Here is a 12,097-nt window from a genome sequence, read left to right as displayed (position 1 = left end):
CAATGCTTGCTCGAATGTTATTTCAATCTTGGCGATTTGGTATCAAACGTAAATTGCTCGCCATTATCACTATTTTCTTAGCCGCTGGCTTAGTCTCCGCGCTGCTTGCCGTTTCCATTGATATTGGTGACAAAATGGCAAAAGAGCTGAAATCTTACGGTGCCAATATTTTGGTGGAGCCAGCCAGCAATGCAGCATTGCCTGATGAACTCAGTCATAGTGCTTCATTATCTAGCCAAGATTTTTTAGATGAAAAAGAGCTTCCCAATATCAAAGATATTTTCTGGCGAAATAATATCGTGGGTTTTGCCCCATTGCTTTCAGCAAATGTACAGGTGACAAAATCTTCACAAAATTCCACCGCACTTTCAGCGCCGAAAACGATTAATGTGCTTGGTACCTTCTTTGATCATAATATTGCCGTGCCTGATGAAGAAGATTACCACACAGGACAACGAATCATTAGCCCTTACTGGAAAGTAGAAGGGGAATGGGTTGATGATTTAAACAATGACTTTGGAGAAATCGTCCCTGCTCTTGCTGGCGAACAACTTGCCAAAAGTAATGGTTGGAAAATTGGCGATAAACTTAGCTTAAGCTACACAAACGATAACGGCGAAAGCCAACAAAGTGCGGTAGAAATTAAAGGCATTTTAAGTACGGGGGGAACAGAAGATAATCAGCTTGTGATGCCCCTCAGTGCGGTGCAAAATTTGCTAGGTTTAGAAGGCAAAGTGCAATCCGTCCGCGTATCTGCCCTCACTGTGCCAGAAAACGATCTTTCCCGTAAAGCGCGCGCCAATACGGATGCCTTAGATGCGGAAGCCTATGACCGTTGGTATTGCACCGCTTATGTTTCTTCAATTTCTCATCAATTAGAAGAAGCAATTTCTGGCGCAATGGTTCGCCCAATTTGGCAAGTTGCAGCTTCTGAAGGTGTAGTGATTGGTAAAATCCAACTCTTACTAGCGGTCGTTACCTTCGCGGCATTAATCGCCGCAGCAATGGGTATTGCTTCCTTAATGAGTGCAGGAATTATAGAACGCTCAAAAGAAATTGGCTTAATGAAAGCACTAGGCGCTTATCAATGGCAAATTACCTTACTGTTCTACTGCGAAGCGGTGTTAAGTGCATTAGTAGGCGGAATATTTGGCTGTTTAGCCGGATGGGGATTAGCCAAATTTATCGGTGCTGCACTATTTGGTGCACCTCTTGATTTTGCTTGGATCGTCGTACCTTGTGTTCTCGTACTCTCCATTCTTATTGCTGTAATTGGCACTTGGTTCCCTGCGCATAAAATCGCTAAACTTTACCCTGTCGAGGTGCTTTATGGCAGAGCATAAAAGCGCGAATACTCAAAGCATGTTCTGGCGATTAATTTTCCGCGCATTGCGACTACGCCTCCAACGAGTATTGATTATTTTCACTGCACTTACTGTGGGCGCAAGTATTGTCACTGCAATGGCTGCCGTTTACTTCGACATCAATACCAAAATGAGCCAAGAACTGCGTACTTTCGGAGCAAATTTCTACATTGGTTCAGCCGATGGCGGAATGATGAATCAAGCAGAATTAAACGCAATTTTGCAAAAAGCACCAGATGGTTTTATCACGGCTGCCAGTCCTTACCTTTATGGCGTCACACGCAGTGATTTAGAAAAAATTGTTCTGATGGGCGTAAATTTTGATGCCATGCGCATCCTCGCCCCTTACTGGCAAGTTACGGGATCCGAAATCAACGTAAACTTTGACGACCGCAATGCAATGATTGGGAAAACCCTTGCTGAACGATTACATGTTAAAGTGGGAGATAGCCTACAACTGTCTAAAAATGCCGTAGAAAAACATAGTTTTAACATTAAAGGAATTGTAGAAGCTGGTGATGCAACTGACAATATGCTTATTGTGAATGTTGAATTTGCACAAAATTGGTTAGATAAAGAAGGCGTAGTCAACAACGCATTACTCAATGTGCAAAATGAGCAAGGCGCTAATACAGTGGATCAATTTGCCGAAAAAATCATGCAACAATATCCCGATTTAACCGCTCGCCCGATCCGTAAAGTTTCCGCCTCAGAAGGACAAATTTTAGAAAAAATTAAAGGCTTAATGGGCTTAATTTCCCTTGTGATTTTGGTGCTTGCAACCTTATGTGTGAACACTACATTAATTGCAATTGTCGGTGAACGATCCAAAGAATTTGCCTTACAAAAATCACTAGGTGCAAAAAAATTTGACATCATTCGCCAAATCAGCACCGAAATTTTAATTATCGCGTTTTGTGCGATTATTATCGGGCTTGGCTTGGGGTATTTATTAGCTCAAGTATTAGGAATAACCGTGTTCAAATCTTATATTGATATGCGATTACCAGTGTTACCAATTACGGTTGTACTTTCGTTATTAGTGGCATTTGTAGCTGTTATTATTCCAACACGTCGAGCATTGAGTATTAATGTTGCGAATGTGTTGAAGGGTGAGTAAAACTGAAACGCCTATAAATTAGATAATAAAAGAGAAAAACCATGACCAACTTTGTAATAGAAACCCAACATTTATATAAACGCTTCGGGCAAGTTACCGCTCTGGAAGACATTAATATTCAAATTAAACAAGGGGAATTTGTGGCGATTATGGGGGCTTCAGGCTCTGGAAAAACCACACTGATGAATATTTTAACAGGCTTAGATACCGCTAGTGAAGGTAAAGTCATTTTAGATGGCGTGGATGCCGCTCAATTAGATGAAGTCGGTCGACAACGTTTCCGCGCTGAAAAAATCGGCTTGGTATTTCAACAATTCCATTTAATCCCTTATTTGACCGCACTTGAAAACGTTATGCTGGCACAACATTATCACAGCGTGATTGATGAAGCATCCGCCAAAGCGGTATTGGAACAAGTAGGCTTAGGCCATCGCATTGATCACCGACCAAGCCAACTTTCAGGCGGCGAGCAACAACGTGTTTGTATTGCGCGTGCGTTAGTTAATCAACCGCCCGTTATCTTTGCTGATGAACCAACAGGAAATTTAGATGAACAAAACGAATCTTTAGTGCTAGATTTGCTCACAAAACTAAATCAACAAGGGCGCACCATTGTGATGGTGACACATAATCCAGAGTTAGGTGAACTCACCGATCGTGTTATTTATTTACATCACGGAAAATTTGTAAAGGAAGAAAATCATGCGAACAAATAAACTATTGAAATTAGTTGCCATAAGTGCGGTTATTTTTGGTGCTGTTTCTTGTAAAGATGAAGTTGCCTCAGTAGGGCAAAAAGCGCCTGATATTGCCGCCTATGATCTTCAAGGCAATCCTGCAAACCTTGAGAATTGGAAAGGCACACGATTATTAGTTTTTTGGTCAGAAACCTGTGGACATTGTATTGCAGAGTTAAAAGAATTTGAAAAACTCGTAGAAGACAATCCTGGCAAAGTTTCGCTCATTGCAATTAATGTGGATGGCGATAAAATGGACACCAAAGCCGTAGTGGCTAAACGTGAACTCCACTTGCCTGTAATTAAAGATCAAATGAAAATTACCGCAGAGCGTTATCAGCTTATGGGTACGCCCACTTCATTTATTATTAGCCCTGAAGGAAACATTCAAGCTAAATATGAAGGCGCAATTCCATCTAATGATTTAGATAAATTGTTTAAAGGATAAACAATGAAAAAAACTAACCCAATAATTCTGATTATGATTTTCGGCCTTAGCTTAACTAAAGTGGCCTTTGCTGATACTAATCTTGCCCAAGGCGAAAAACTCTACAAACGAAGCTGCACTACATGCCATGGAAAATCTGGTGAGAAATCTGCTATGGGAGAATCAAGAATTATCAATAACCTGACTCCTCAAGAAATTTATACCGCACTTTCTGAGCGAAAAAGTGGAAAAATTGAAGGAGCGGGCAATAGGATAAAAAGCCAATTAAGTGAAGAGGATATAAAAAACTTATCTGAACTTGTTCCTACATTAAAAAAATAAAGAAAATGCGATTAATTTTTTGAAATTAATCGCATTTAAATTTTATTCTGTGTATGCCTTAATATTAGTACGAATTAAAAAATAAATTATCAAACTGATGAAAGCACAAACTAAAATTACCACAGCTGTTGCATAGAAAATATTACCAATACCGACTAATGGTGAAACAACGCCCCCTAGAAAAAAGGGAGTAAAACCAAGTAATGCAGAAGCACTTCCGGCATATTGACGTTCACTTTCCATTGCCAATGAAGAAATTGCAGGAAAGGTAAGCCCCATCATCAATAGCATAAGAAAGAAGCCAATTTCAACTAAAAACCAGTTAGGTTGAATAATAAGTGTCGAAATGGTGTAAAGAACGACAATCCCAAAACCTAATACCCCAAAAGAAAGTGCAGTACGATTTGACAACTTACCACCTATATTTGCTCCCATAACTAATGCAGCACCATTTGCTCCAAAACATAAGCTAAAGGTAAACACACTTAATCCGTAAAAACTTTGCAAAATAAAAGGTGAAGCGGCAATATACGCAAACATGGCAGCAAGCAAAAAGCTTTCAATACCAACATAACTCATAAACATTCTATTTTTTATAATCTTGCCAAATGTAAAGAATGTGGAAAGTACAGAACCTTTCAAACGTTTTTCAATAATTAGGCTTTCTTTTAAACGAAGACAAAATAGTAATACAACAATACCAATAATTGCTAAAAAGAAAAATACGCCTTTCCAACCAATATATTCTAATAATAAGCTGCCTAAAATAGGTGAAATGATCGGTGCGATACCATTAATCGTCATTAATAGCCCAAAAAAACGTGTCATTTCACGACCACGATATAAATCCGTCGCTACCGCACGAGAAATTACTACACTTCCAGCAGAAGCAAGCCCTTGTACCGCTCTTAATACAATCATCGTTTCAATATTAGGTGAGAAAATAAGTAAAATCGTACTGATGATATAAATTACCAGTGAAATAATCAGCGGCTTTTTGCGTCCAAATTTATCACTCATCGGCCCAAGTAATAGCTGCCCAACAGCTAAACCGATCATTGCTGTTGTGAGCGTTAATTGTGTCATTGAAGCTGTTGTATCAAAAAATTGTGCAAGCTGTGGCAATGATGGCAAATAAAGATCGACAACAAATGGTCCAAAAGCAGAAAGTACACCAAGTAAAATCACTAAAAAGGCTTTTGAATTTGTTTTTTGCATTTATATCTCCTAAATAAATATTATTTATACCGTTTTTTCACCGCACTTTTATCTTGCTCACGTAATCGTTCTAGTTTTTCCTTAATTTGAATTTCCATACCTCTATTCGTCGGAAAGTAATATTGAGTATCTTTTAATTCAGGCGGGAAATAATTTTCACCTGCTGCATAAGCGTTAGGTTCATCATGCGCATAACGATATTCAGCACCATAGCCAAGCTCTTTCATTAAATTAGTTGGTGCATTGCGTAAATGTGGTGGAACCTCATAATCGGGCAAATCTTTCGCTTGCTGTTTCGCAGTGTTAAATGCGGTATAGACCGCATTACTTTTTGGCGCTACCGCAAGATAGATAATGGCTTGGGCAATGGCTCGCTCCCCTTCATAAGCCCCGACTCGAGTAAAGCAATCCCATGCAGCCAATGCGACTTGCATAGCGCGAGGATCTGCATTTCCCACATCTTCTGAAGCAATGGCAAGTAATCGGCGCGCAACATATAAAGGATCTCCGCCAGCCGTTAAAATTCGTGCATACCAATACAATGCAGCATCTGGTGCAGAACCTCGAACAGATTTATGTAGCGCAGAAATTAAATCATAGAAACGATCGCCTTGTTTATCAAATCTCGCTTGACGTTCGCCTAAAACTTCTTTTAATAAAGTGCGGTCAATTTTCTTTCCATTTTCTATTTCATCTGCCATATCCACCATTAATTCGAGGCAATTCAAGGCTAATCGCGCATCTCCATTGACATATTCGGCAAGCACTTGCAATAAATTATCTTCTAAAATTAACCGCTCTTTACCCAATCCTCGTTCAGGATCTTCTACAGCTTGCTGCAAAACTTGTTCAATTTCAGCTGTTGTGAGTGATTTCAGTACATATACTCTGGCACGAGAAAGCAACGCATTATTTAGCTCAAAAGAGGGATTTTCTGTTGTCGCCCCAATAAAAATAACGGTTCCGTCTTCAATATGTGGCAGAAAAGCATCTTGCTGGCTTTTATTAAAACGATGGACTTCATCCACAAACAAGATAGTTTTACGATCCGCAAGACGATTTTGTTTTGCACGATCAATGGCTTCACGAATTTCTTTGATACCACTCGTCACCGCAGAAATTCGCTCAACTTCTGCATTAATACGCTGCGCTATAATTTCTGCGAGTGTAGTTTTTCCTGTACCTGGTGGCCCCCAGAAAATCATAGAATGAATATGTCCAGCTTGAATCGCTTTACGCAGTGGCTTACCCTCACCAATAAGATGAGTTTGCCCAAAATACTGCTCTAGACTCGTTGGACGCATCTTAGCTGCCAGTGGACGAAAATCATTTTCGGCAAAATCAAAATTGAGGTTAGACATTTTTATTTCTCACAAAATTGAAGGGCGTATTTCTACGCCCTTATTTAAAATAATCATTCATTATTTTTTACGTTGGTCATCCACTTCAACGCCTTTTTCTGGCTTGAATTGGAACAAGCTATCAGACAAGGTTTGATTAGTAATGTTACGTAAAACATAAAGATTGGTTTGCCCATCTTTCTCGGTCGTACTGAAATTTCTTAATACGCCATTGACATCGACACGAATATCAAATTGCTTGATATTACTTTTTGAAGATTTAGGTTTCAATACAAAAGTATCCACTTGTTGCATGACCGAATATTGATCCCAATGGCTTTTATCGTTACTTGTAAGCAAGACGAAAGGGGTGTTATTTACCGCATCTTTAACCCATTGTGCTGTTACTTGTTGCACAAATGGATCGTAGAACCATAAGGTTTTACCATCAGAAATAATCTGGGTTTCTTGAGGAGTTTTAGTATCCATACGGAATAAATTCGGGCGTTTAATTTGAAGTTTTCCACTTCCTTGTTGAACATTTTTGCCACTTCCAGAGGTCACTGTTTGCACAAATTCAGCGCTTAACACATCGACTTTAGCTAAACGCATTTGCAATTCACTTGCCGCATCAGCCAATGCCAAATTACTCAAACCAAGTAAGGCAAGTGCGGCAAATTTTAACGTTGTTTTTTTCATTTTACTTTCCTTTTAAATTAGTATTCCGGACGACGCGATAAAATCTCACGCTTACCATTTTGCATTGGGCTAACAATTCCTTGCTCTTCCATTTGATCCATAATACGCGCGGCTCGGTTAAAGCCTACGCTGAATTTACGTTGAATAGAAGATACTGAAGTTGTACCGGTATTAATAACAAAATCCATTACTTCATCAAAAAGTGGATCTAATTCTCCACCGCTTGATATTCCTTTTTCTGAACTTTCCTCATCGTCAGCACTTTCTAAAATACCATCAATATAATCTGGTTTACCACGTGCTCGCCAATCATCCGCAATACGAATAACTTCATCATCACTCATAAAGGCACCATGAACACGTACCAAATCCGATGAACCTTGCCCCGAATAAAGCATATCACCACGACCTAAAAGCGCCTCTGCCCCACCTTGATCAAGAATAGTACGTGAGTCAATTTTACTTGCAACCGTAAAGGCAATCCGACTTGGGATATTCGCTTTAATTAAACCTGTGATCACATCGACAGAAGGACGTTGTGTCGCTAAAATTAAATGGATACCGATAGCTCGCGCTTTTTGTGCCAAGCGAGCAATAAGTTCTTCAATTTGCTTACCCGCTACCATCATTAAATCAGCAAACTCATCGACAATAACCACAATATAACTCAATTTTTTCAACGCAGGTGGCATTGCATCCATTGTATCACCAGGTCGCCAAATTGGATTTGGAACTGGCATTCCCATTGCTTCGTATTCATCGATTTTTTCGTTAAAGCCTTCAATATTGCGTACACGTAGCGCAGAAAGCAACTGATAACGGCGTTCCATTTCATCTACACACCAACGCAACGCATTAGCAGCTTTTTTCATATCTGTTACAACAGGCGTTAGCAAGTGCGGAATATCATTATAAACGGAAAGTTCGACGACTTTAGGATCGATCATGATGAATTTCACATCTTCTGGTTGAACACGATAAAGTAAACTTAAGATCATCGTATTCACGCCAACAGACTTACCTGATCCTGTTGAACCTGCTACCAACAAATGTGGCATTTTCGCTAAATCAACAATCACAGCCTTTCCGCTAATATCTTTCCCTAAAGCCATTGGCAAAGTGGCATGAGTATCACGGAATTCACGGCTGTCTAACACGTCACGTAATGGCACCATTTGACGATGAAGATTAGGTGTTTCAATACCAATATAAGGCTTGCCAGGAATAGCCTCTGCCACACGAATCGAGCGGAACATTAATGCACGTGCCAAATCGGTATCAATACTCGTGACTTTTGATGCTTTCACTCCAGGTTGTAATTCTAATTCATAACGCGTCACAACTGGGCCAACAAGCACATCTTTTACAGTCGCTTTCACATTAAAATTACGTAATTGTTGCTCTATACGTTGAGATGTTTCCAAAACTTCTTCTTGCGTAATATTTTGTTCCACTGCTGGATGTTTTGACAATAACTCTAAACTTGGCAATGGCGTACTAGGCTTTTCACGTTTAGTTGTCGGCTGTTGGAATGCAGGATGAATTAGTGAACCACTATAACCTTGATAATGAGGTGTATTCTCTGTGGTTTTAACTTGCTCTTCAGTCACTTCATTCTGTAAAGAAACCATCATTTCTGAATTATTATCCGCTAAACGAACTTGTTCATCAGCTTGAGCAAAACGTACTGCTTCACGAGCTGCAAATTCTTCAGCAAGGTGTGAAAAATTATTTTCTTCATCATTCTGCTGCGCTAAACCTTCACGCAAGGAAACCGTTGGGATTTCATCATCTTGTAGTAAAGAAATTTCTGAAAAATTATCCGCACTTATTTCATTTTCTGATTTATTCAACTGTCCCTTTTCTTTTTTATTATTAATCCACACCGGAACAAAATCATTTTCATTCGGCATTTGATGATTTAAGTCATTTGAAATATGAACACTAGGCAATTTTTCCACGCCTAAATCAGAAATAAATTGTTCATCAATATTTTGTGAATTAAGTTCGTTATAATCTGTTTGAATAGCGATATTTTGTGTTAATCCACTAATATTTATCATTTGCTCATTAGATAACTTTTCGTTTTCTCCAAGCTCACTATCATTCTTATCTTCCACAAGTTTTGGATTATGTTCATTTTGTTCCGCAACTTCTGGCAATATCATATTTTGAATAAAATCCGGTTTCTGAATCAAAATTTGCTCTAATTCCTCTCCCGATTCATCTTGTTTAACATCTTCAGTTTGTTCATTTTTCATAGTAAGCCAATGATAAAACGTCACAAGCAATCGAATAAATGAGGCACCAGAACAAAAAATGAATCCAATGACAGCAAAGACCAGCCCAATTAATATTGCACCTAATTTACCGAGTACAGGATAAATCCAATTCACTACAAGTGAACCACCAAGCACACCGCCACTCAAATAAAAAGAATTACTTGATAAAAGCAACATGCTCATCACACAAAGACCGATGATTAAAGTAAAAAAACCAAAACTACGTAAAATAATTCGCGTACATGAAAGCTGTTTAACCGCTTTAATTTTTAATAGATAAACTGGTACTAAAAACGTAGCAAAAGGAAAAATATGTGCAACATATCCGAAAAAGACAAAAAGGAGATCAATTACCCAAGCGCCGAATGCTCCAGCCTTGTTAATTGTTCCATCATGAGATGCAGCCGTTGCCCAAGAATTATCTAAAGGTGTATAACTAGACCAAGCAATAATTAAATAAAGTCCAAAAAGTGCGGTTAATGCCAATAATAATTCAGCTAAATACTGTCTTGGTGTAAAGCGTTCTGTAATTCGTTTAATCATATAGTTTATTATTTCAATACAAGATAATTAGTTTGTTTTACTTCTTCCATCACCACATAAGTGCGTGTATCATTTACACCAGGTAAACGCAATAAAGTTGAGCCAAGCAATTTACGATACTCTGCCATATCAGCAACTCGAGTTTTTAGAAGATAATCAAAATCACCTGACACTAAGTGGCATTCTTGAATTTCATCTAACTCTTGAATTGCCGCATTAAATTCTTCAAATACATCAGGCTTACCACGTACTAAAGTGATTTCAACAATTACGAGTAACGGCGCATCTAATAATTCTGGATTGAGTAGGGCTCGGTATCCCATAATGACACCTTGTTTTTCTAAACGTTTAACACGTTCTAAACAAGGTGTGGGTGAAAGCCCTACTTTTTTCGACAAATCAATATTAGAAATTTTACCGTTGCGTTGTAATTCATTAAGAATTTTTATATCAATCGCATCCAGCGCTTTATTCAGTTTTTTTTCCATTTTCTTATTTTTCTTTGAATAAAAAGTATGTTTATTTTAACAAATTTTGCTAACGTTTTCAGTACAACGGAATTAGATAATTTATTTCCATTGAGGATATTATTTGTCTCTAATGGAATTATTTAGAAATTATCCAATACAGCTAACGCATCGGAAAGTTTCTTCACCGTAAAAACTTGCATATTTTCGACCGCACTTTTCGGCTTGTTACCAAAAGGAACAATGGCACGTTTGAAGCCATGCTTTGCCGCTTCACTAATACGTTCTTGTCCACTTGGCACTGGACGAATTTCTCCCGCTAATCCCACCTCACCAAAAATCACTAAATCTTGTGGCAAAGGGCGATTACGAAAACTAGAAATTAACGCAAGCAACAAAGCCAAATCCGCACTTGTTTCACTAACTTTTACACCACCAACGACATTGACAAAAACATCTTGATCAGCCATTTGTAAGCCACCATGTCGATGTAACACTGCCAATAATAGTGCTAAGCGATTTTGCTCTAATCCCACCGCAACACGGCGAGGATTCACTAGCATTGAATGATCCACCAAGGCTTGAATTTCAACTAAAAGAGGACGAGTTCCTTCCCAAAGTACCATAACGGAACTGCCTGATGTAATCTCATCCCCTCGACTTAAAAAGATCGCCGATGGATTTTTTACTTCTCGCAAACCTTGCTCGGTCATACCAAATACGCCTAATTCATTCACCGCACCAAAACGGTTTTTATGGCTACGCAAAGTACGATAGCGAGAATCGGCTTCGCCTTCTAATAGTAATGAACAGTCAATCGCATGCTCTAACACTTTCGGCCCAGCAAGGGTTCCGTCTTTCGTTACATGCCCAACCATAATAATGGCGACTTGGCGAGTTTTCGCATAACGAGTGAGGAAAGAAGCACATTCACGCACTTGCGCTACACTTCCTGGTGATGATTGAATATCTGCCAAATGCATTACCTGGATCGAGTCCACCACTATAATTTGCGGTTTTAACTGATCCGCCAAATTACAAATCTGTTCCACAGAGGTTTCTGACAACATTTTTAATTGATCGTTTGGCAATCCCAATCGACTTGCACGCATCGCAACCTGTTGTAACGACTCCTCTCCAGTTACATAAAGTGCGGTCATATTTTTCGCTAAACCACACATGACTTGTAATAGCAAGGTACTTTTCCCTGCACCAGGATGCCCACCAATTAAAATCGCACTGCCCGGTACGATCCCGCCACCCAGTACGCGATCTAACTCATTAAAGCCACTGGAAAAACGTGGTGTTTCTTGCAAACTAATTTCAGAAAGCGTTTGAATTTTTGCCTGAGTTTCACCTGCGTAGCCGCTAAAACGATCATTTTTTGATTTCGCCGTGAAAATTAACCGCACTTCAGTGATTGTATTCCACGCTTTACAAGCTGAACATTGCCCTTGCCAACGAGAAAACTCCGCACCACAATCGTTACATACATAAGCTGTTTTCGGGGCTTTAGCCATTTTTTATCCTTCTCATCCTTTAACCGAGTATTTATATG

11 protein-coding genes are annotated in these 12,097 nt (G+C 39.1%); 5 read left to right on the top strand and 6 right to left on the bottom strand.

The window, feature by feature from the left end:
- The first annotated feature begins 2 nt into the window (after positions 1 to 2).
- The 5 genes from KKW16_RS07650 to KKW16_RS07630 are packed head-to-tail and all read left to right on the top strand — an operon-like array spanning position 3 to position 3,990.
- The gene (locus KKW16_RS07650) at positions 3 to 1,343 is read left to right on the top strand and encodes an ABC transporter permease (protein ID WP_048953614.1); all 1,341 of its coding nucleotides are present in this window, start codon (positions 3 to 5) and stop codon (positions 1,341 to 1,343) included.
- A complete protein-coding gene (locus tag KKW16_RS07645; protein ID WP_111407878.1) occupies positions 1,330 to 2,484 on the top strand; it encodes an ABC transporter permease in 1,155 nt (384 codons plus the stop codon). Before KKW16_RS07650 ends, KKW16_RS07645 begins: the two co-directional genes overlap by 14 nt.
- Positions 2,485 to 2,525: 41 nt before the next feature.
- A complete protein-coding gene (locus tag KKW16_RS07640) occupies positions 2,526 to 3,200 on the top strand; it encodes an ABC transporter ATP-binding protein (protein ID WP_005636775.1) in 675 nt (224 codons plus the stop codon).
- On the top strand, positions 3,187 to 3,669 hold the full coding sequence (locus tag KKW16_RS07635) for a TlpA family protein disulfide reductase (protein ID WP_111407877.1): 483 nt from the start codon (positions 3,187 to 3,189) through the stop codon (positions 3,667 to 3,669). Before KKW16_RS07640 ends, KKW16_RS07635 begins: the two co-directional genes overlap by 14 nt.
- Before the next feature lie 33 nt (positions 3,670 to 3,702).
- The gene (locus KKW16_RS07630; RefSeq protein ID WP_373454881.1) at positions 3,703 to 3,990 is read left to right on the top strand and encodes a c-type cytochrome; all 288 of its coding nucleotides are present in this window, start codon (positions 3,703 to 3,705) and stop codon (positions 3,988 to 3,990) included.
- Positions 3,991 to 4,032: 42 nt separating this feature from the next.
- On the opposite strand, the gene KKW16_RS07625 is transcribed toward KKW16_RS07630, so the two are convergent.
- The 6 genes from KKW16_RS07625 to radA all read right to left on the bottom strand — a co-directional run bounded on the left by KKW16_RS07625 (position 4,033) and on the right by radA (position 12,059).
- Entirely contained in the window at positions 4,033 to 5,208 is a 1,176-nt protein-coding gene (locus tag KKW16_RS07625; protein ID WP_215768157.1) for a multidrug effflux MFS transporter, read from the bottom strand.
- 20 nt (positions 5,209 to 5,228) lie between these two features.
- Entirely contained in the window at positions 5,229 to 6,569 is a 1,341-nt protein-coding gene (locus KKW16_RS07620; protein ID WP_215768156.1) for a replication-associated recombination protein A, read from the bottom strand.
- 60 nt (positions 6,570 to 6,629) lie between these two features.
- On the bottom strand, positions 6,630 to 7,247 hold the full coding sequence (gene lolA / locus KKW16_RS07615; protein ID WP_106014212.1) for an outer membrane lipoprotein periplasmic chaperone LolA: 618 nt from the start codon (positions 7,245 to 7,247) through the stop codon (positions 6,630 to 6,632).
- Positions 7,248 to 7,264: 17 nt separating this feature from the next.
- Positions 7,265 to 10,072 (bottom strand): DNA translocase FtsK, encoded by a 2,808-nt coding sequence (locus KKW16_RS07610; protein ID WP_215768155.1) that lies wholly within the window; start codon positions 10,070 to 10,072, stop codon positions 7,265 to 7,267.
- A gap of 8 nt (positions 10,073 to 10,080) precedes the next feature.
- The gene (lrp, locus tag KKW16_RS07605) at positions 10,081 to 10,560 is read right to left on the bottom strand and encodes a leucine-responsive transcriptional regulator Lrp (protein ID WP_048953599.1); all 480 of its coding nucleotides are present in this window, start codon (positions 10,558 to 10,560) and stop codon (positions 10,081 to 10,083) included.
- A gap of 122 nt (positions 10,561 to 10,682) precedes the next feature.
- Complete coding sequence (gene radA / locus KKW16_RS07600; protein ID WP_215768154.1) at positions 10,683 to 12,059, bottom strand: DNA repair protein RadA; 1,377 nt, start codon at positions 12,057 to 12,059, stop codon at positions 10,683 to 10,685.
- Positions 12,060 to 12,097 lie beyond the last annotated feature (38 nt).

The organism is Haemophilus sp. SZY H8 (assembly GCF_018829755.1).
Classification (GTDB): Bacteria; Pseudomonadota; Gammaproteobacteria; order Enterobacterales; family Pasteurellaceae; genus Haemophilus; species Haemophilus haemolyticus_K.
This window is presented reverse-complemented; position numbering and strand designations above follow the sequence as displayed.

Coding starts and splice junctions, on each gene's coding strand:
- KKW16_RS07650 (WP_048953614.1), top strand. CDS start 3: ATGCTTGCTCGAATGTTATTTCAATCTTGGCGATTTGGTATCAAACGT.
- KKW16_RS07645 (WP_111407878.1), top strand. CDS start 1,330: ATGGCAGAGCATAAAAGCGCGAATACTCAAAGCATGTTCTGGCGATTA.
- KKW16_RS07640 (WP_005636775.1), top strand. CDS start 2,526: ATGACCAACTTTGTAATAGAAACCCAACATTTATATAAACGCTTCGGG.
- KKW16_RS07635 (WP_111407877.1), top strand. CDS start 3,187: ATGCGAACAAATAAACTATTGAAATTAGTTGCCATAAGTGCGGTTATT.
- KKW16_RS07630 (WP_373454881.1), top strand. CDS start 3,703: ATGATTTTCGGCCTTAGCTTAACTAAAGTGGCCTTTGCTGATACTAAT.
- KKW16_RS07625 (WP_215768157.1), bottom strand. CDS start 5,208: ATGCAAAAAACAAATTCAAAAGCCTTTTTAGTGATTTTACTTGGTGTA.
- KKW16_RS07620 (WP_215768156.1), bottom strand. CDS start 6,569: ATGTCTAACCTCAATTTTGATTTTGCCGAAAATGATTTTCGTCCACTG.
- lolA (WP_106014212.1), bottom strand. CDS start 7,247: ATGAAAAAAACAACGTTAAAATTTGCCGCACTTGCCTTACTTGGTTTG.
- KKW16_RS07610 (WP_215768155.1), bottom strand. CDS start 10,072: ATGATTAAACGAATTACAGAACGCTTTACACCAAGACAGTATTTAGCT.
- lrp (WP_048953599.1), bottom strand. CDS start 10,560: ATGGAAAAAAAACTGAATAAAGCGCTGGATGCGATTGATATAAAAATT.
- radA (WP_215768154.1), bottom strand. CDS start 12,059: ATGGCTAAAGCCCCGAAAACAGCTTATGTATGTAACGATTGTGGTGCG.